The 18,625-nt window shown below is 69.3% G+C and carries 16 protein-coding genes; 6 read left to right on the forward strand and 10 right to left on the reverse strand.

The window, feature by feature from the left end:
* The first annotated feature begins 125 nt into the window (after positions 1 to 125).
* Positions 126 to 1,079, forward strand: a complete 954-nt coding sequence (gene cysD / locus ACLL81_RS13030; protein WP_411288781.1) for a sulfate adenylyltransferase subunit CysD — start codon at positions 126 to 128, stop codon at positions 1,077 to 1,079.
* Positions 1,079 to 2,983, forward strand: a complete 1,905-nt coding sequence (cysN, locus tag ACLL81_RS13035) for a sulfate adenylyltransferase subunit CysN (protein ID WP_411288782.1) — start codon at positions 1,079 to 1,081, stop codon at positions 2,981 to 2,983. Before cysD ends, cysN begins: the two co-directional genes overlap by 1 nt.
* A gap of 6 nt (positions 2,984 to 2,989) precedes the next feature.
* On the opposite strand, the gene ACLL81_RS13040 is transcribed toward cysN, so the two are convergent.
* The 4 genes from ACLL81_RS13040 to ACLL81_RS13055 are packed head-to-tail and all read right to left on the reverse strand — an operon-like array spanning position 2,990 to position 6,433.
* The gene (locus tag ACLL81_RS13040) at positions 2,990 to 3,640 is read right to left on the reverse strand and encodes a carboxymuconolactone decarboxylase family protein (RefSeq protein WP_411288783.1); all 651 of its coding nucleotides are present in this window, start codon (positions 3,638 to 3,640) and stop codon (positions 2,990 to 2,992) included.
* A gap of 5 nt (positions 3,641 to 3,645) precedes the next feature.
* A complete protein-coding gene (locus ACLL81_RS13045; RefSeq protein ID WP_411288784.1) occupies positions 3,646 to 4,176 on the reverse strand; it encodes a VOC family protein in 531 nt (176 codons plus the stop codon).
* 28 nt (positions 4,177 to 4,204) lie between these two features.
* Positions 4,205 to 5,221, reverse strand: a complete 1,017-nt coding sequence (locus ACLL81_RS13050) for a zinc-dependent alcohol dehydrogenase family protein (protein WP_411288785.1) — start codon at positions 5,219 to 5,221, stop codon at positions 4,205 to 4,207.
* Between the two features lie 48 nt (positions 5,222 to 5,269).
* Complete coding sequence (locus tag ACLL81_RS13055; RefSeq protein ID WP_411288786.1) at positions 5,270 to 6,433, reverse strand: MFS transporter; 1,164 nt, start codon at positions 6,431 to 6,433, stop codon at positions 5,270 to 5,272.
* A 199-nt stretch (positions 6,434 to 6,632) separates the two neighbouring features.
* Here ACLL81_RS13055 and ACLL81_RS13060 point away from each other — a divergent pair, with 199 nt between their 5' ends.
* Positions 6,633 to 8,660, forward strand: a complete 2,028-nt coding sequence (locus ACLL81_RS13060; RefSeq protein ID WP_411288787.1) for an elongation factor G — start codon at positions 6,633 to 6,635, stop codon at positions 8,658 to 8,660.
* Positions 8,661 to 8,687: 27 nt separating this feature from the next.
* On the opposite strand, the gene ACLL81_RS13065 is transcribed toward ACLL81_RS13060, so the two are convergent.
* A complete protein-coding gene (locus ACLL81_RS13065; protein WP_411288788.1) occupies positions 8,688 to 9,308 on the reverse strand; it encodes a DUF2306 domain-containing protein in 621 nt (206 codons plus the stop codon).
* 169 nt (positions 9,309 to 9,477) lie between these two features.
* Here ACLL81_RS13065 and ACLL81_RS13070 point away from each other — a divergent pair, with 169 nt between their 5' ends.
* Positions 9,478 to 10,206: a LytTR family DNA-binding domain-containing protein gene (locus ACLL81_RS13070; protein WP_411288789.1), complete on the forward strand. Its 729-nt coding sequence runs from the start codon at positions 9,478 to 9,480 to the stop codon at positions 10,204 to 10,206.
* Here ACLL81_RS13070 and ACLL81_RS13075 read toward each other — a convergent pair.
* From ACLL81_RS13075 to ACLL81_RS13090, 4 genes are all read right to left on the reverse strand, one after another.
* On the reverse strand, positions 10,203 to 11,873 hold the full coding sequence (locus ACLL81_RS13075; protein ID WP_411288790.1) for a hypothetical protein: 1,671 nt from the start codon (positions 11,871 to 11,873) through the stop codon (positions 10,203 to 10,205). The two genes, ACLL81_RS13070 and ACLL81_RS13075, sit on opposite strands and share 4 nt — an antisense overlap.
* 112 nt (positions 11,874 to 11,985) lie before the next feature.
* Positions 11,986 to 12,753 carry an alpha/beta fold hydrolase gene (locus ACLL81_RS13080; RefSeq protein ID WP_411288791.1) on the reverse strand — a complete coding sequence of 256 codons (768 nt, stop codon included), beginning with the start codon at positions 12,751 to 12,753 and terminating at the stop codon, positions 11,986 to 11,988.
* 4 nt (positions 12,754 to 12,757) lie between these two features.
* The gene (locus ACLL81_RS13085; RefSeq protein ID WP_411288792.1) at positions 12,758 to 13,660 is read right to left on the reverse strand and encodes an alpha/beta fold hydrolase; all 903 of its coding nucleotides are present in this window, start codon (positions 13,658 to 13,660) and stop codon (positions 12,758 to 12,760) included.
* Positions 13,661 to 13,728: 68 nt separating this feature from the next.
* Entirely contained in the window at positions 13,729 to 15,555 is a 1,827-nt protein-coding gene (locus ACLL81_RS13090; RefSeq protein WP_411288793.1) for a DUF885 domain-containing protein, read from the reverse strand.
* Between the two features lie 194 nt (positions 15,556 to 15,749).
* Between ACLL81_RS13090 and ACLL81_RS13095 the strand changes: the two genes are divergently transcribed.
* Positions 15,750 to 17,045: a M20/M25/M40 family metallo-hydrolase gene (locus tag ACLL81_RS13095; protein ID WP_411288794.1), complete on the forward strand. Its 1,296-nt coding sequence runs from the start codon at positions 15,750 to 15,752 to the stop codon at positions 17,043 to 17,045.
* A 2-nt stretch (positions 17,046 to 17,047) separates the two neighbouring features.
* Entirely contained in the window at positions 17,048 to 18,091 is a 1,044-nt protein-coding gene (locus ACLL81_RS13100) for a serine hydrolase domain-containing protein (RefSeq protein ID WP_411288795.1), read from the forward strand.
* On the opposite strand, the gene ACLL81_RS13105 is transcribed toward ACLL81_RS13100, so the two are convergent.
* Positions 18,084 to 18,625 (reverse strand): TauD/TfdA dioxygenase family protein (locus ACLL81_RS13105; RefSeq protein WP_411288796.1); only part of this gene is annotated, 542 nt, incomplete at its 5' end. The two genes, ACLL81_RS13100 and ACLL81_RS13105, sit on opposite strands and share 8 nt — an antisense overlap.

An 18,625-nucleotide genomic window follows, 5' to 3' on the forward strand; every position in this document is an offset into this window, starting at 1 on the left:
GACCTAAGAATTCCTGAGAGCCGCTCGCCTTGCGCGACCTGGAGTGCGGCTCTAACTCACCGTCAAGGCTGGTCCGCACGCGGCATGCGCGCGGCTTTTTTCATGTTTGCTGTAAGGTCCGCGCCATGGACGTCCGCGTCCTGCCTGATTCCACGACCGCCGGAAGCGCCTTGTCCCAACAGACGCTAACCCACCTGCAGCGGCTCGAAGCCGAGAGCATCCACATCATGCGTGAGGTGGCCGCCGAGTGCGAACGCCCGGTGATGCTCTATTCCGTCGGCAAGGATAGTGCGGTGATGCTGCACCTGGCGGCCAAGGCGTTCTTCCCGTCGAAGCCACCCTTCCCGCTGCTGCACGTGGACACCACCTGGAAGTTCCAGGCCATGTACGAGATGCGCGAGCGCATGGCCCGCGAGCTGGGCTTGGAACTGCTGGTCCACAGGAACCCCGATGCGGTCGCCCGCAACATCAACCCCTTCGACCACGGCTCGGCGCTGCACACCGACATCTGGAAGACCGAAGGGCTCAAGCAGGCGCTGGACAAGTACGGCTTCGACGCGGCCTTCGGCGGCGCCCGGCGCGACGAGGAGAAGTCCCGCGCCAAGGAGCGCATCTTCTCGTTCCGCTCGGCCCAGCACCGCTGGGATCCGAAGAACCAGCGTCCTGAACTCTGGCGGCTCTACAACGCCCGCAGGAACCCCGGCGAGAGCATCAGGGTGTTCCCGATCTCCAACTGGACCGAGCTTGATGTCTGGCAATACATCCACCTGGAAAGCATCCCGATTGTGCCTCTCTATTTCGCGGCTGTGCGGCCGGTGGTGGAGCGCGACGGCGCCCTGATCATGATCGACGACGACCGCATGCCGCTGAAGCCCGGCGAGACGCCGATGATGAAGTCGGTCCGGTTCCGGACGCTCGGCTGCTACCCGCTCACCGGAGCCGTGGAGTCCACCGCCACGACCCTGCCCGAGATCATCCAGGAGATGCTGCTCACCACAACGTCTGAGCGCCAGGGCCGGGTCATCGACCACGACCAGACCGCCTCCATGGAAAAGAAGAAGCAAGAGGGATATTTCTGATGTCCCACCAGTCAACCCTGATCGCCGAGGATATCGACGCCTATCTGAAGGCCCACGAGGTGAAGAGCCTCCTGCGGTTCATCACCTGCGGCTCGGTGGACGACGGCAAGTCCACCCTGATCGGCCGCCTGCTCTACGACTCCAAGATGATCTTCGAGGACCAGCTCGCGGCGCTGGAGGCGGATTCCCGCAAGGTCGGCACCCAGGGCGGCGAGCTCGACTTCGCCCTCCTGGTGGACGGCCTGGCCGCGGAGCGCGAGCAGGGCATCACCATCGACGTGGCCTACCGATTCTTCTCTACCGACAAGCGCAAGTTCATCGTCGCCGACACCCCCGGCCACGAGCAGTACACCCGCAACATGGTCACCGGCGCTTCCACCGCCGACGCCGCCGTCATCCTGATCGATGCACGCAAGGGCGTACTGACCCAGACCCGGCGGCACAGCTACCTGGTCAGCCTGCTGGGCATCCGCCACGTGGTGCTGGCGATCAACAAGATGGACCTGGTGGAGTTCAGCCAGGCCCGCTTCGACGAGATCGTCGCCGACTACCGGGTTTTCGCCGAACAGATCGGGATCACCGGGTTCACCGCCATCCCGATGTCTGCGCTGCGGGGCGACAACATCATCGAGGCGTCGGCGGCCACCCCCTGGTACGCGGGCCCGCCCCTGCTGCGCTGGCTGGAGGAGGCGCCTATCGAGGACGACCTGCGCGGCAAGCCGTTCCGCATGCCGGTCCAGTGGGTCAACCGGCCCAACCTCGACTTCCGCGGCTTCTCCGGCCAGATCTCGTCCGGGGTCATCGCGCCGGGCGACAGGATCAAGGCCCTGCCCGCGGGCCGCGAAAGCACCGTGGCGCGGATCGTCACGCAGGCCGGCGACCTGGCCTGCGCCGTGGCCGGCCAATCGGTGACCCTGACCCTCACCGACGAGATCGACATCTCCCGCGGCGATGTGCTGGCCGCCGCGGCCAGCCCGCCCGCCGTGGCCGATCAGTTCGAGGCCACGGTGATCTGGTTCGACGACGAGCCCATGCTGCCGGGCCGGCCCTACCTTCTGAAGCTGGGCGCCCGCACCGTCTCGGCGCAGGTGGCGGAGCCCAAGTACAAGGTCAACGTCAACTCCCTGGAGCACCTAGCCGCCACCCGCCTAGAGCTCAACGAAATCGGCGTCTGCAACCTTTCCACCGACGCCTCCATAGCCTTCGATCCGTATACGGAGAATAAGGACCTGGGCGGGTTTATCCTGATCGACCGGATCTCCAACCGCACGGTAGGCGCGGGCCTGCTCAACTTCGCGCTCCGCCGCAGCCAGAACATCCACTGGCAGGCCCTGGACGTCGACAAGCCCGCGCGCTCCACCCAGAAGGGCCAGAAGGCCCGGGTGGTATGGCTCACCGGCCTGTCGGGCGCCGGCAAATCGACCATCGCCAACATGGTGGAAAAGCGCCTCGCCGCGGAGGGCCGCCACACCTATCTGCTGGACGGTGACAACGTCCGCCATGGCCTCAACAAGGACCTGGGCTTCACCGAGGAGGACCGGGTCGAGAACATCCGCCGGGTCGCCGAGGTGGCCAAGCTGATGGTCGACGCTGGCCTGATCGTGCTGGTCTCCTTTATCTCGCCGTTCCGCGCCGAGCGGCGGATGGCCCGCGAGCTGATGGGCGAGCGCGAGTTCGTCGAGGTGTTCGTCGACACGCCCATCGAGGAAGCCGAGCGGCGCGACGTCAAGGGACTCTACAAGAAGGCCCGGGCGGGCGAGTTGAAGAACTTTACCGGTGTGGACAGCCCCTATGAGGCGCCGGAGAATCCGGAAATCCGCATCGACACCACCAAGGTCAGCCCAGAAGAGGCCGCCGAGCAGATCTTCGCCTGGTTGGAAGGCGCCTTCGACCCAGGCATCTGATCCCGGCTATTCGGCTGTCGGCCTCCGCCCCGTGTCCAGAAAGTCGCGGGCGCTGAAGTCCGGCGGCGGCGCCACCTCGACGATGGCCTCCGCCCGGTCGTCGAACTCCGTCTGCAGGGCCCGGCTCATCACCGCGTGCATGTCGTAGAGGCAGGTGATGTAGGTGAACTCAAGGATTTCCTCATCGCTGAGAAAGGTCTTCAGCGTCTCGAACACCGCATCTGGCGTGCGCCCGTCCTGCAGCACCAGACAGTCGGCATAGGCCAGCACGGCGCGCTCCCTGGCGTCGAAGCAGTCGGCCACCGCCCAGTGCGGGATCGCCTCGATCTTGGCTTCCGACACGCCCAATCCGCGCAGGGACTTGCAGTGCTGGGAGAAGACGAACTGGCTGCCCTTGGCCCAGCCCGCGCGGGTCTGGCCCAGTTCGCGCAGCACCGGATCGATCTTGCGCCGGGGGTTGCGATAGAAGGCGAAGCCACGGTTGCAGTGGTCCAGGCAATCAGGAACCAGGGCGAACACGGTCCACCAGTCTCCGGGCGTGCCTGTGGCGGTGCCCGGTTCGGCCACCGGGTCGCGGTCCCCGAACAACAGGTCATACGTCCGGGTGACGACCTCGGACTGGGCTTCGGCGCGGCTTACCTGACGAAGACGGGGCATGGCGATCAGGCCTCCATAGGCCGGGTCGCGCTGGCCGGCTTGTGGCTCACGTCGTCCCGCCCGAACACCTTGGTCGTGGCGGCGAACTCCAGCATGATCCCGTTGGGGTCGGTAAAATAGACCGAGCGCACGAAGACGCCGGGGTGCATCTGCGCGCTCACCCCCTGCGCACTGTCGTCGTGGTTCACCACCATGGGCGTCACCGGAACGCCCGCCGCCTGCAGCCGCGCGATCGAGGCCTCGAGCTCGGCCTCGTCCATGTGGAAGGCCACGTGGTTCATGGAGCCGATGGCGGTCTTGGGGTCGCTGGGAAAACGTTTCACCGAGGCGATGCCGGGCGCCGCAGCGGGTGCGTCAGGCCACCAGAAGAACGCCACACTGGCGCCGCCCCCGCAGTCGAAAAAGAAATGCTGTCCCCCGTCGGGCAGGGAGACCGTCTTGAACAACGGCATGTGAAGGACTTCGGTATAGAACCGGACGGTCTCCTCCATATCTCGGCAAACCAGTGCCAGGTGATTGATCCCCTTCGTCTTCATGGTCAGCACCCCAGTCTTGCGGTTGTACTCAGAACGCCAGGACGATCTTGCCGAAGTGCTCGCCGGCACGCATCGCCTCGAAGGCGGTCCGGGCCTGCGTCCACGGGAACACCTTGTCGACCACCGGCCGGATGCGGTGCAGGTCGATGGCCCGGCACATGGCCTCGAACATGTCGCGGGAGCCTACAAACACGCCCTGGAGCTTCGCCGCATTGCCGATCAGGCTGGCCGGGTTGAAGCCTGAGCCCGCGCCCGCCACCACCCCGATCATGGCGATGTGGCCAGCGATGCGGATGGCCCGCATGGACTGCTCGATGGTGCCGCCGCCGCCCACCTCCATGATGAAGTCACAGCCCCGCCCCCCGGTGGCCTCCCGCACCGGCTTGGCCCACTCCGGCGTCTCGCGATAGTTCACCAGATGGTCGGCGCCCAGCGCCTTGGCCCGGGCCAGCTTCTCGTCGGAGGATGAGGTGATCAGGGTCCTCAGGCCGGCGGCGTGAGCGAACTGCAGGCCGAACACCGAGACCCCGCCGGTGCCCTGCAATACCACCGTGTCGCCGGGCTGCAGGTCGGCGTCTTCGAACAGCGCCCGCCAGGCGGTCAGCCCGGCGCACGGCAGGGTGGCGACCTCGTGGTCGGTAAGGAACTCCGGGACTTTGGAGAGGCCCTCCTGGTTGAACACCGCCAGCTCGCGGCCGGCGCCCGGGATCGGGTGGCCCAGCGCCGTTTGCGCCTTCTCCAGCGTCGGCGGCCCGGAGATCCAGCCCTGGAAGAACATGGTCGCCACCCGGTCGCCCACCACCAGGCGGGTGACGCCGTCCCCCACCGCCTCGACAACGCCACAGCCATCCGAGAACGGGGTGATCGGCCCGCCGGTCGCGGGGCCTCGGCCATACATGCCGCCGACCATCAGCAGGTCCCGGTAGTTCAGGGACACCGCCCGCATCCGCACCAAGACCTCACCGGGGCCGGGCTTCGGGTCTTCCACCTCGACGATGGTCAGGGCGTCCAGGCCCCAGGGTTCGGATATGTTCAGCGCGCGCATGGCTCATCTAGCCGCCAGCCGGCCGCGCAGGGCAAGGCTGTCCCAGCGTCAGGGGTCGAGCCGGCGCAGGCCATAGAGCCGGACTGCGCCGATCAGGCCCACCGCCGATATCACCGACATCAAGAGGTAGCCCCGCGCGCCGTGGGCATCGAACAGCCAGCCCGAGGCGATGGTCGCCAGCCCCGCCAGCACGCCGCCGGAGAGCGCGGAATTGATCGCCTGGGCGGCCGACGCATTGCGCGGCGTCGACAGCCGCTCCACCAGTTGCAGGGAGGCCAGGAAGGTGGCCGCGTAGCTCAGCGTGTGCAGCGCCTGTAGCGGGAAAAGCATCCAGAGCGGCGGCGAGAAGGCTAGCGCTGTCCATCGGACCACCGCGGCGGCCCCGCCCAGTACCAGAAGGTTGCGCGGGCCCACGGCGCGCCGCCACGGCTCCATGAACCACAGAAAACCGATCTCCGTGGCCACCCCCACCGCCCAGAGCACCCCGGTGAGGTCCTCCGCCAGGCCCTGCTGCTTCCAGGCCAGGGTCGAGAACGAATAGTAGAAGGCGTGCGCCGACTGGATCAGGCCGGCCGAGACCGCCGCGGTCATGAAGGCCGGGTCGCGGACCAGCTCGCCCAGCCCGGCCAGGCGGCTGCGCCAGCCGACAATGTGCCCCTCGTCCTCGTGCACCGGATCGGGCGGCAGCAGCAGCCGCGCGCCCACCGCCGTCAGGGTGACGGCCCCGATCATCCAGACCAGCACGATCTCCGGCGTGCCGCGGGTGAGCAGGGCCCCCACCGTCAGGTTGGCGACGATGAAGGCCGCCGAGCCGATGCCTCTGGGCCAGCCGTAGTTGAACCCGTCGCGGGCGGCGCGCTTGAGCACGATTACGTCGGTGAGCGGCGAGAGCGTCGAGAACATCGAGGAGGCGGCGAACCACACCACGATCCACCAGGCGAACCCCAGCGGCGCGGTCATCAGGCCGTAGAGCACCGCGACGACGAGGCTCATGATCATCAGCGCCGTGCGCCGCAGCTTGAAGCTGTCGGCCCACACAGCCAGCAGCGGCGCGGTCACCGCCCGGGCCAGCATCGGCACGGACAGGATCAGCCCGATCTGCGCGCCGGAGAGGCCTTGGTGGGCGAACCACACCGGCATGTAGGGCGAGGCCGCGCCCGTACCGATGAAGATCGCCCCGTAGAAGAGGCCCAGGCGGACGGGGTGGGACATGGCCTCCGCACGCATACACGGAGTCGCGAGCCTGGCGCCGAGGCGCTAGCCGAAGCCAGAATGCGGGCGTAGGCTTCGTCTCGGTGGGCGGCGTTGGCCAGCCAGTCCGGTCAGCGACCGTCATAACTCGCGCCAGGGATGCGTCTGAACCCGGGGCACTTCGGGGGCGTCATGGCGCCCGAGGTGATGGGAGACGACCATGGCAATCCAACCTGCGGGGTCTGTTCGGGCGCTTGCGCTCGTGGGCCCCACCAATTCCGGCAAAACGACCCTGATGGAAGCCCTGTTGCAGGTCACCGGCGCCGTCGACCGGCGGGCCGGGACAGGCGGTGAGAAGGTGGGAGATTCCAGCCCCGAGGCCCGCGCCCGCGGCCACTCGGTGGAGCTGAACCTCGCCGGCTTCGACTTCATGGGCGACCGCTACACGGTGGTGGACTGTCCCGGATCCCTGGAGTTCTGCGCCAACATCGACGCCGCCCTGCCGGCCATCGACCTAGCCGTGGTGGTGGCCGATCCGGACCCCGCCAAGGCGGCCCTGCTACAACCGACCCTGCGCGAACTGGAGCGGCTGGGCGTGCCGCACGCGCTCTTCGTCAACAAGATGGACGTCGCCCGCAGCAGCCTGCAGGACCTGCTCGAGGCGCTCGCGCCGGTCAGTTCCGCCCCGCTCGTCGCCCGCCAGATCCCGACCTGGGAGGGCGAGAAAGTCACCGGCTTCATCGACCTGGCCCTGGAGCGCGCCTTCGTCTACCGGCCGGGCGAGGCCTCGCAGCAGATCGAGATCCCCGGCGAGTTGATGGACGCCGAGGCCGACGCCCGCTTCCACATGCTGGAACAGATCGCCGACTTCGACGACGACCTCCTGGAACAACTGCTCTCCGACGTCAGCCCCAGCCGCGACGCGGTGTTCGCCGACCTGGTCCGTGAGATGACCGACGGGCTGATCGTGCCGGTGTTCTTCGGCTCGGCGCAGAACGGCTTCGGCGTGCGCCGCCTGCTGAAGGCGCTGCGCCACGAGACCCCCTCCCCCGACCGCGCCGCCCAGCGCCTGGGCGTGGAGAACGGTGCCTATGTGCTGAAGGCCGCCTACGCCGGCCAGTCAGGCAAGCTCGCCTTCGCCCGGGTGTTCGGCGGGCCGCTGGCCGACGGCGCCGACCTTGTGCTGCCCACCGGCGACCTTTGCCGGGCGGGCGGGCTCTCGTTAGTGCAGGGCTCGGCGCTGAAGAAGATCGCCAGCGCTCCCGACGGCGACATCTGCGCCATCGGCAAGGTGGAGGCCGCCGCCGCCGGCCAGATCCTATCGCTGACCGGCAAGCCGCAGACCGTGCGCGCCGCCATGCGGCCCCGTCGGCCGCTGTTCGCCGTGGCCCTGGCCGCCAGGAACCGCAAGGACGACGTGCGGCTCTCCGGCGCGCTGGCCAAGCTGATCGAGGAAGATCCGGGCCTGACGCTCGCCCACGACGCCGAGGCTCGCCAGGTGCTGCTGGCCGGTCAGGGCGAGGGCCATGTACGCTTGGCCCTGGAGCGGATGAAGCGCCGCTTCGGCGTGGAGATCGACACCCAGCAGCCGAAGACTCCCTACCGCGAGACCGTCCGGCGCAGCGTCACCCAGCGCGGCCGGCACAAGAAGCAGACCGGCGGTCACGGCCAGTTCGGCGACGTCACATTGGAGATCAGGCCCCTGCCCCGCGGCTCCGGCTTCGTCTTCCAGCAGAAGGTGGTGGGCGGCTCTGTGCCCCGGCAGTGGATCCCGGCGGTCGAACAGGGCGTCCGCGACGGCCTGACGCGCGGGCCTCTCGGCTTCCCGGTCACCGACCTGGAGGTGACGCTCACCGACGGATCGGCCCATAGCGTGGATTCCTCGGAAATGGCCTTTCGTCAGGCCGGCCGCATCGCCGTCGAGGATGGGCTTCGGGCCTGCGGCTCGATCCTGCTGGAGCCCATCGAGAAGCTGACGGTCTATTCGCCCTCGCCCAGCGCCTCCAACGTCACCTCAGCCCTGACCGCCCGCCGCGGGCAGATTCTGGGCCTGACGCCGCGGGAGGACTGGCGAGGCTGGGAGCGCATCGAGGCCTACCTGCCGCAGAGCGAGCGGCAGGACCTGATCGCCGAGCTGCGCGGCCTGACCCAGGGGCTGGGCGCCTTCGAGGCCGACTTCGACCACATGTCGGAGCTCACCGGGCGCCTCGCCGAGGAGGCCAGCCAGGGCGCCCGCGCCGGAGCCTGATATGGCGCCGGCGGCGTGCGGTTGGTCCTACCCCGCCGGCTGCATTCGCGCCGGCGCGCGTCCCCGCATCAGGTATAGCTCGGCCAGCAGGAGGTTGGGGACCCAGGCCGCCCAGGCGATGATCCGGTACCCCTCCATGAAGTCGTAGCCGAGGACCGGGGCGATCGGCAGGTAGAGACGAAGCGTCACCGCGGCGAAGGTGAGGGCGAAGGAGCGGATCATCCAGCGCCGATGCTCCTCGAACCGCCGCGCCCGCGCCAGCCGCCAGCCCTGGCCGGTGGTGTAGAGCCAGATCACCGCGAGAAGGCCGAACCCGGCCGCGGCGATAGGCCCGGCGCTGGCGCCATAGGCCAGCGGCAGCCCCGAGAGCCCCCCCACCAGACAGGCGACCACATAGGTACGGCCGAGCCAGCGGTGCAGACCGCGGCGTCGTGCCCTGAGCTTAGAGAGGAACTGCAGCGGGCCCACTAGGAGCGCGGTCGCTGCGCCGCCGACGTGCACTGCCAGCCAAGGGTTGAAGAACAGGTTCGCCCCGACATTCTCCGGCACCGGCCCGACGGACGGCACATAGCGGTAGGACACGATCGCCACGGCCACGCTGAGCAGCGCCGCCAGACCCCACAAGCCGCTAGATACCTTGGTGTTCATGCAATATCTCCCCCTGCAGGCCGCGAGCATGACGAACCCCCCGGCCCGCGCTACGCCCGAGCCGCGAACGGCGCCTTTCCTGCGTGAAAGGATGCGTTTGTCCGGCCGGGCGTGGCACACTGGCCGGCGAGTCTGGTGTGTGACGTCGATGCCGAAGCCAAGAACCTCGTTGCTGCGCCGCGCGGCCGCCGAGCTCGCCCTGCTGGTCGCCATCGGCGTGTTCATGGCCCTACTGGGACCGTTCGCCACCGCCGAACGGCCGCTCTCCGTCCGGGCCGTCTACTGGCTGGTCGTGATGACCGGCGGCGGTCTGATCGGCATCGCCGTCGACAACGCGGTGCTGCGCCGGACGTCCGCCTTCTGGCCGCGCCTGGCGGCTGTCAGCCTGCTGATGACGCCCGGGGTTACCGCCCTGGTCTGGCTGGTGTCGGGATTTGTGTTCGGCGGCTCGCCCGGCCTTAAGGACCTGGGCGGCCTGCTCTTCCAGGTCTTGGTGGTCTGCGTAGGCGCCATGGCCCTGCGCCAGCTCGCCTGGGCGCAGGCTCGCCCCGAGCCCGACGTGCGGGAGCCGGCGGGCGATTCCGGACACTCCTTTCGCCAGCGCCTCTCCGCGCGCCGCCGCGAGGCCGAGCTGATCGCCGTCCAGGCGGAGGACCATTACCTGCGCGTCCACACCAACGCCGGCGAGGAGCTGATCACCGCGCGCTTCGGCGACGCCCTGGTCGAGTTGGCCGCAGTCCCCGGCTTCCGCACCCATCGCTCCTGGTGGGTGGCGGCCGACGCCCTGGAAACCGTCCGCTGGCGGCGGGGCCGCGGCGAGGCCCGCCTGGCCTGCGGCCTCAGCGTGCCCGTCAGCCGCAGCCAGGCCGGCGCCCTGAAGCGGGCCGGCTGGCGTTAGAGCCGGGACGCCTCGATGCGTGTGTCGGACCTGCGCCAGGCCTCCATGAATCGGTTCATCGCCTGGTTGGCCTCCGGCGTCTTGCCCTGCGCCTGCAACGCCTGAACCAGGCCGAACAGCGCCCAGCCGTCGGCCCGGTAGTGGCGAAGGCTGTCCAGGTAGACCGCTTCCGCATCGGCCGGGCGGTTGGCCTGCATCATCGCCGCTCCCAACAGGTGGCTCACTGGGCGGTGCCAGTAGGCGGGCTCGGTGTAGGGGAGCTGGCGCTCCAGTTCGGCGGCCTTCTGGAAATGCAGGATCGCCGCGGTGAGGTCGCCCGACACCCGGGCGATCTCGCCGTCCACCGAGGCCAGCGCCACCTGGGTCATCTGGGCCGCGGGAACGCCGAACGGGGCGAAGCGCGCGAAATTGGCCTTGGTCAGCGCCACCAGCTTCTTGCGGTCCGCCTGGGCGGCGGCCAAGTCGCCCGTGTTGGCGTGAGCGAACGCCTGGGCATAGAGCCACATGGCCATGTCCAGGGTCAGCGCCTTATCCGGCGCGGGCTCGGCCAGCACTTCGCGGTGCTTGCCAAACCTCAGCAGGGTGAGCACCGGGGTGAACACATAGAGTTCGGCCACCGAGAGCCGCTTGGCGGTCTCCTGGGCGTCCACCGCCTTGACCAGCCGGCGCGCGGCGTCCAACGCGGTCTGGTAGCGGCCCTCCATCTCGGCGGAGGTCCACAGGAAGTGGATGTTGTGGCCGTAATAGCCCGCCGGATAGAAGCCCTGCGCCCGGCAAGCGGCGATGTAGTCCTCGTCCACCTTGGCGGCGATCTCGTTGGCTCGCGCCGCGTCCGCATAGCGCCCGACGCGGTAGTAGATGTGGCTGGGCATGTGCACGATGTGGCCGGCCTGGGGCATCAGGGTCAGCAGCCGGTCGGCCGCGGGCTCCGCCCGCTCCGGCGTGGTCGAGGCCTCCACCGCATGGATGTAGAGATGCAGCGCCCCGGGGTGGTCCGGCGCTCGGGTCAGCACGGTCTCCAGGGTGCGCACGATCTCGGCGCCGCGGCCCTTGGGCGTGGCGCCGTCAGCCTCCCAATAGTCCCAGGGCTGAGTGTCCATCATCGCCTCGGCGTAGAACACCGCAGCCTCCAGGTCGTCGGGATGCTCGCGCCACAGCCGGCCCATGGCGTCGGCATAGGCCGCGTTCAGCGCCGCCCGGTCGCCCTTGCGGTCGGCCGAATAGCGCGCCGAGAGCGCCGCGATCCAGGCCCGGTCGCGCGCAGGCGCGCCAGGCGCCAGGGCCTTGGCCTTCTGCAGCGCCGCCCAGGCGGGAGCGACCGCGTCGTCCGGCATCGGCATGTTGATGTTGGGGCCCAGCGCCGCGGCCACCCCCCACCAGCACATGGCGCACTGCGGATCGAGCCTGGCGGCCTCGCGGAACGAGCGGATCGCCTCGGCGTGATTGAAGCCAAACATCAGCTTCACGCCCTGATCGAAGAACCGCTGGGTCTCCGGATTGGCCGTGCCGATCGCCACGTGATGTGGGCCCAGGCCGGTGAACACCGGCGCGCCCGGCTTGTCGGCCTGGCCATTGTAGACGCTGGGCATGGGCGGCAGCCCCATGCTCATCGGCCCCGACATCTTGGACATGTCGTGCGCCGGCTGCGCCAGGGCGGCCGTACTCACGAACCACGCCGCGGCTGACGCAAGGATTGCGGATTTCATGAATGGCCCTCCCCCGAGTGCGACCTTAGGAGAGCACGGATCGCCGGAAGCGGCTAGCTGAAGCTTAACAGCGCTACTTCGCGCGAAGCCCGTCTAGAAACGCCACCACCGCATCGTTGAAGGCCTGCGGCTGGTCGATGTTGGCGGCGTGGCCGGCGTTGGGGATCACCACCTTGGACGCTCCGGGGATCTTGCCGGCCATGTAGTCGCTGGCGGCCAGGAACGGGGTGTCGTCGGCGCCGACCACCACCAGCGACGGCACGGCGATGTCCGGTAGCGAGTTGATCACCGCGGCGTCGCGCTGGGTCAGCATTCCCCGCGCCGCCCTCGCCAGACCGTCCGCCGAACGGTGCTGGCTGGTGCGCATCTCGACGCTGCCGCCGGCCAGGGCGCCCAAGCCGTCGCGCTCATAGCGCTCGGCGGTGCGGATGGCATTGCGGTTCCAGCCGTCGCGGGCCTCGTCGTTCTTGTAGCCGGGGCCGGTGTCGATGATCAGCAGGGCCGACACCCGCTTCGGATGTGTCTTATGGAACGCCAGCGACATGTAGCCGCCCAGCGACAGCCCGCCGACGATGGCTGTCTCCGCGCCCAGCGCATCCAGCAGGGCCGCCATGTCGGCCACGGTGTGGGCCTCGGAATATAGCGCTGGGTCGGCCGGATAGGCGCTGCGCCCATGGCCGCGCATATCCCAGATCACCAGCCGGTGGGCCCGCGACAGGGCCTCGACTTGGCCCCGCCACATCTGCGAGGTCGCCGAATAGCCGTGGGTCAGCAGCAGCACCGGACCCTCGCCGTGAACCTCATAGTAGAGGTCCACTCCATCGCGCGTCAGCGTCGCCATCGCCTCAGGCCACGGTCTTGGCGCGGGCCACAGCCCGCATGATCCCGTCGGCGATGGCGCCGTAAAGCTGCGGCGGCAGGTCATGGCCCATGCCGGGGATCACCACCAGCTCGGCGCCGGGAATGTTCTCCGCCGTGTCCTGGCCGCCGGCCAGCGGCACCAGGGGATCGGCTTCGCCATGGATCACCACCGTCGGCGCGGTCACCCCGGCCAGCTTGGGCCGCCGGTCGGGCGAGGCCATGGCGGCGGCGTACTGCCGGGCGAAGCCCACGGGATAGAAGGTGCGCCGATAGTCGCTCAGCGCGCGCTCGCGAACCACGGCGGGATCCTGCGGATGGCCGGGGGAGCCGATCACCTTGGCCGAGTTCACCCCGTGGTCGAGGAACCCCTCCAGGTCTTCGGCTGGGTCGGGGCCGCGGTTGTTCAGCACCGCGATCGCCTCGGGCGTGGCCGGCGGCAGGGCGCGGTTGCCGGTGGTGGACATGATCGAGGTCAGCGACAGCACCCGCTGCGAGTGATCGGCCGCCACCAGTTGGGCCACCATGCCGCCCAGAGAGGCGCCGACGATGTGGGCGCGCGGTATGTCCAGAGCGTCGAGCAGGCCCACGGCGTCCGAGGCCATGTCGTCCAGGGTGTAGGCGACGTCGGGCTTCTCGCCCTTCATCAGCGACCCCATGATACCCGGCAGGTCCGGCGCGCCGGCGGCGTCCAGGTGCTCGGACAGCCCCACGTCACGGTTGTCGAAGCGGATCACCCGCAGGCCCCGATCCGCCAACGCTTGCAGCAAGCCGTCCGGCCAGCGGGTCATCTGGGCGCCCAGGCCCATGATCAGCAGCAAGGGTTCGCCGCCGGCGGGCCCGTGGATGTCATACTCAATGGCGATGCCGTTGGCGGTGGTGCGAGGCATGGGCCCCTCCTTGCGTCTGGAGGGGCCCATGGAACGGTCTGCCGGCCGCGATGTCGAGCCCCGCCGGCTCAGGCCTGGCTGGCCGCCCAGTCGGCGATGTGCCGCTCCAGCACGGTCAGCGGCATGGAGCCCGAGAGCAGCGCCGCGTCGTGGTAGGCCTTCAGGTCGAACTTCGGCCCCAGCTTCTTCTTGGCGTCCTCGCGCACCTTCACCCAGACGGTGTGGCCGACCTTGTAGCTGTTGGCTTGGCCCGGAGAGGTGAAATAGCGCTCCACTTCGCGCTGGGCGCGGCTGGGCGCATTGCCGATGGTATCGACCATGTACTGGGTGGCCTGCGGGCGGGTCCAGCGCTTGGCGTGGATGCCGGTGTCAGTGACCAGCCGCGCGGCGCGGAACAGCAGCGACTGCAAGTAACCCGCCCGCCCCAGGGGATCGCCCTCGTAGGCGCCCATCTCGTCGGCGAGCTGCTCGGCGTAGAGCGCCCAACCTTCCGAGAAGGCGGAGAACCCGCCGCCCACCCGGCGCAGCATCGGGATGCGGTCGCTCTCCTGCGCGAGAGCTACCTGCAGGTGGTGACCCGGCACCGTCTCGTGCACGCAAAGGGTCTTGAGATTGTAGCGCGGCCAGTCGCCGGTCTCTTTCAGGTTGATGTAGAAGGCCGCCGGCCGCGAGCCGTCCAGGGCGGCGGACTGGTAGTAGCCGTTGGCGGCCCCGTCCTGGATGAACACCGGCACCCGGCGCACCTCCACCTTGGCCTTGGGCAGGCGGTTGAAGGCGCGGGGCAAGAGGGCGTTCAGGTCGCCGAGCTGGGCGTTGAGGTCGGCGATCATCTCCGCGCGACCGGCGTCGGTGGCCGGATAGACCTGCGACGGATCCTCGTTCAGCGCCATCAGCCGGCGCCCGACCGTGCCTTGGGTCATGCCTTGGGCCTTCAGGATGGTGTCGATGCGGCTGGAGATCTCCGCCACCTGGTCGCGACCCATCTGGTGGACCTGCTCGGGGGTGTAGTTGGTGGTCGTCGAGGCCCGCACCGCGTCGGCGTAGTAGGCGTCCCCTTTCGGCAGCGCCCAGACGCCCGTGTCAGGCTTGGCCAGACGGCGGGCCCGCTGCATGGCGGCGATCTGGCGGTCAAGCGCCGGGAAGACTTCACCGTTGACGATCTTGGCCGCCTGGCCGGCCCAGTCGCCGGGCAGGTTGGCGGCCTTGGCCTTCTTGTCGAGGGAGGTGACCATGATGGTCTTGTCGGCGGTCTGGTCGCGCAGCGCCCGCATCTGGCCGATCGTCAGGTCGCAGACGAAGTCCGGCGGCACGATGCCCGCCGCCACGTCGGCGTTGTGGCGGGCCAGGTCGTTGTCCATGGAAACCGGGAAGGCGCGCAGCCGCGACAGGTAGGCGTCCGCGTCGGCGGCGTTGGTCACCCGGTGCTGGCTGTCCAGAAAGTCGGGGACATTGGCGTAGGACCCGCCGCGCTGGCTGATCACATAGGGCGAGAAGTTGCCGCCGGTGTCGCCGAACTTATAGCGGTCGCCATTCCGCACCGACTGTTCCTGGGAGTACAGCACCACGTCGAGGTCGACCTTTGACGGGGCCGACAGCTTCGTGCGGTCGATGGCCTTCAGCTCACCGACCCACCCGCGGGCACGTTCCAGACGCTGCGCCTTGGCGGCGGCGGAGGTGTCGTCGAGCTCGGCCTTCAGGTGCGCCCGGGCGCCCTTGTCGAGGCCCAGCGAGGTGGCGAACCGAGGGCTGTCGTCCACCTGTGTCTCAAACATCTTGTCGAGCTGGGCGCGCAGCCGGACATCTTCCGAGGGCGGTTGCGCCATCGCGGGCATGGCGGCGGCGAGCGCGCTGGCGGCGGTGGTGGCCAGGAAGGTGCGGCGGTCGAGAGCAGTCATGGAGGTGCAGATCCTGTTAAAGGGCTCAAGCGGTCTGGCCGGAAGGCTTACGGGGCCGCACCCACGCCCGGCAAGGCGCGCGGCGGAACTCTCTCGTTAATTTCCCGTGATGTCGGGCCCCGACCCGCACGCTGGCGCCGCGCCCCGCAATCGGCTGTTATGGCCGCCTGTCGCCGCCAAGGATTCCCATCACGATGTTCCGCGTTCCGCGCACCAGCCTCGCCGTCCTCCTGTCGCTCAGCCTGGCCGGGACCGCCGCCGCCCAGCCCAAGCCGACCGGGGCTGACCGGACGGTGCGCGCGATCCGCGACAGCGCTGGCTTCAAGGTCGCCGTCGCCACCCTCGACCGCGAACACGAGCGCATCGTCGCCGACACCATCACCCTCACCGAGATCCCTGCCCCGCCGTTTAAGGAGAAGGTCCGCGCCGAGGCCTACCTGGCGCTGCTGAAATCCCACGGCCTCTCGGTCGTGGAGATGGACGCGGAGGGCAATGTCATGGGCCTGCGCCGCGGGACCGCGGCCGCCGGTCAGCCCCTGGTGGTGATCGCCGCCCACCTGGACACCGTCTTCCCCGAAGAGACCAATGTGAAGGTCCGCCGTGAAGGCACCAAGCTGTTCGCGCCCGGCGTCGGCGACGACACCCACAGCCTGGCTGTCCTACTGGGCTACATCCGCGCCCTGGACGCCGGGAAGATCCGCACCAAGCGCGACATTCTGTTTGTGGGCAACGTCGGCGAGGAGGGCCCGGGCGACCTGCGCGGCGTCCGCTACATCTTCACCAAGGGCAAGTACAAGGACCGCATCGCCGCCTTCTTCTCCATGGACGGGACCTCGGCCGAGCGGGTCACCTACGGCGCCGTGGGTTCGCGGCGCTACCGCGTCACCTTCAAGGGTCCGGGCGGGCACAGCTACGGCGCTTTCGGCATCGTCAACCCCATGGGCGCCATGGCCAAGGCGGTGTCCGACTTCAACATGATCCAGGTCCCCACCAAGCCACGCACCACCTACGCCGCCAGCGTGGTGGGCGGCGGCACGAGCGTGAACTCCATCCCCGACGCCATCTGGGTGGAGGTCGACATGCGCTCCGAAGGCGCCCCCGAACTCGCCCAGCTCGACGCCAAGTTCCAGCAGATCGTCAAGGACGCGGTGGCCGCCGAGAACGCCGCGCGCTCCACCCGCGTCGGGTCCGTCACCGCCGAGGTGAAGCTGATCGGCGACCGGCCCACCGGCAGCACCCGGCTGGACGCCGAGATCGTCCAGGTCACCGAGGCCGCCGTCCGCGCCGCGGGCTACACCCCCGTGCTGGGGGCCAGTTCCACCGACTCCAACATGCCGATCAGCCTGGGCATTCCCGCGGTGACCATCGGCTCCGGCGGCTCCGGCGGCCGGGCGCATGCCGTGGATGAGTGGATCGATGTGGCCAAACCGGAAAGCCTGAAGGGCATGCAGGTGGGCCTCTCCGCCCTCTTGGCCATGGCGGGGGTCTAGGTTTGTCCCTGGCGCCTCTGCCCGCCCAGCCGGCCGACGTCGCCTGGCCGACCGCCGAGTGGCCCATGAGCGAGCCCCCCGCCGGGCTCGGCCGCACGCGGTTCGCGGCGCTCACAGACGCGGCCTTCGGCGCCAAGGATAACCTGGGCGAAACCCACGCCTTGCTGGTGGTCCAGGGCGGCAGGATCGTCGCCGAGCGCTACGGCCAAGGCTTCGACGCAGCCAGCACCCACCACTCCTGGTCCAAGGCCAAGAGCATCACCCACGCCCTGGTGGGCCTGCTTGCCGGCGACGGAAAACTCGACATCGCCGCCCCCGCCGACGTGCCGGAGTGGGGCACGCCCGGCGACCCCCGCGGCGCCATCACCCTGGACCAGCTCCTGCACATGTCCAGCGGCCTGGCCTGGGTCGAGGAGTACGTACCGGGCAATCCTTCCGACGTGATCACCATGCTGTTCGGCGAGGGGCAGGACGACGTGGCCGCCTTCGCCGCCGCCGCGCCCCCGGCTCACGCGCCCGGCGGGTTCTTCTACTACTCCAGCGGGACCACCAACATCGTCGCCCGCTGCGCCGCCCGGGCGCTGGACGCCTACGGGCCGGACTTCGAAGCTTTCATGCGCCAGCGCCTGTTCGCGCCGCTGGGGATGGCCAGCCCGGTCCCAAAGTTCGACATCGCCGGGACCTTCATCGGCTCGTCCTTTTGCTTCGCCACCGCCCGCGACTTCGCCCGCTTCGGCCTGCTCTATCTGCGCGACGGGATCTGGGACGGCCGCCGGCTCCTTCCGGAAGGGTGGGTAGACTACGCGCGCACCCCCACCTGGCAGCAGCCGGGCGCCGAGTCCGACGGTCGCTACGGCGCCCACTGGTGGCTGGACATCGCCGGTCCCGGCTCGTTTTCCGCCAACGGCTATGACGGTCAGTACACGGTGGTGGTCCCAGACCTGGACCTGGTGCTGGTCCGCCACGGCGCCACGCCGCTGGACCGCAAGGACGCTCTGAAGGACTGGGTCGCCCAAGTGGTCGACTGCTTCCGCGCGGCTAGCTGACCGGCGAGCTCAGCCGGGCCTCCACTGCCTGCTCGGCCATGGCCGGCCAAGGATCGACGGTCACCCGGCGCATGTGGCGGCGCTGGCCCGGATAGTCGTTCAGCGCGAAGTGCCAGACCGAGCGGTTGTCCCAGAACGCCACCGAGCCCGCGGCCCAGGAGAACCGGCAGGTGAAGGCCTCGTAGCGGGAGTGTTCGAACAGGAACTCCAGCAGCGCCCTGGACTCCCGCTTCGACCAGCCGTCGATGCGCATCGTGAAAGCCGGGTTCACATAGAGCGCCTTGCGGCCGCTCTCCGGGTGGACCAGCACGATCGGGTGGACGAACTCGCCCACCGCACCTTCGGCCTCCACCACCGCCATCGACTTGCGCTTCTGGGCGGAGTGCCCGTCGGCGGAATACTCGCGGCCGGCGGAGTGCACCGCGCTCAACCCCTCAAGCGTGCGTTGCAAGCCTGGCGACAGAGCCTCGAACGCCGCCGCCTGGCTGGCGAACAGGGTGTCGCCCCCGTAGGCTGGGACCTCCAGGGCGTAAA

It is taken from the genome of Phenylobacterium sp., assembly GCF_046590535.1.
Lineage (GTDB): Bacteria > Pseudomonadota > Alphaproteobacteria > Caulobacterales > Caulobacteraceae > Phenylobacterium.

Excerpts from the sequence above, each read along its gene's own strand:
- cysD (WP_411288781.1), top strand. The coding sequence starts at position 126 with ATGGACGTCCGCGTCCTGCCTGATTCCACGACCGCCGGAAGCGCCTTG.
- cysN (WP_411288782.1), top strand. The coding sequence starts at position 1,079 with ATGTCCCACCAGTCAACCCTGATCGCCGAGGATATCGACGCCTATCTG.
- ACLL81_RS13040 (WP_411288783.1), bottom strand. The coding sequence starts at position 3,640 with ATGCCCCGTCTTCGTCAGGTAAGCCGCGCCGAAGCCCAGTCCGAGGTC.
- ACLL81_RS13045 (WP_411288784.1), bottom strand. The coding sequence starts at position 4,176 with ATGAAGACGAAGGGGATCAATCACCTGGCACTGGTTTGCCGAGATATG.
- ACLL81_RS13050 (WP_411288785.1), bottom strand. The coding sequence starts at position 5,221 with ATGCGCGCGCTGAACATATCCGAACCCTGGGGCCTGGACGCCCTGACC.
- ACLL81_RS13055 (WP_411288786.1), bottom strand. The coding sequence starts at position 6,433 with ATGTCCCACCCCGTCCGCCTGGGCCTCTTCTACGGGGCGATCTTCATC.
- ACLL81_RS13060 (WP_411288787.1), top strand. The coding sequence starts at position 6,633 with ATGGCAATCCAACCTGCGGGGTCTGTTCGGGCGCTTGCGCTCGTGGGC.
- ACLL81_RS13065 (WP_411288788.1), bottom strand. The coding sequence starts at position 9,308 with ATGAACACCAAGGTATCTAGCGGCTTGTGGGGTCTGGCGGCGCTGCTC.
- ACLL81_RS13080 (WP_411288791.1), bottom strand. The coding sequence starts at position 12,753 with ATGGCGACGCTGACGCGCGATGGAGTGGACCTCTACTATGAGGTTCAC.
- ACLL81_RS13085 (WP_411288792.1), bottom strand. The coding sequence starts at position 13,660 with ATGCCTCGCACCACCGCCAACGGCATCGCCATTGAGTATGACATCCAC.
- ACLL81_RS13090 (WP_411288793.1), bottom strand. The coding sequence starts at position 15,555 with ATGACTGCTCTCGACCGCCGCACCTTCCTGGCCACCACCGCCGCCAGC.
- ACLL81_RS13095 (WP_411288794.1), top strand. The coding sequence starts at position 15,750 with ATGTTCCGCGTTCCGCGCACCAGCCTCGCCGTCCTCCTGTCGCTCAGC.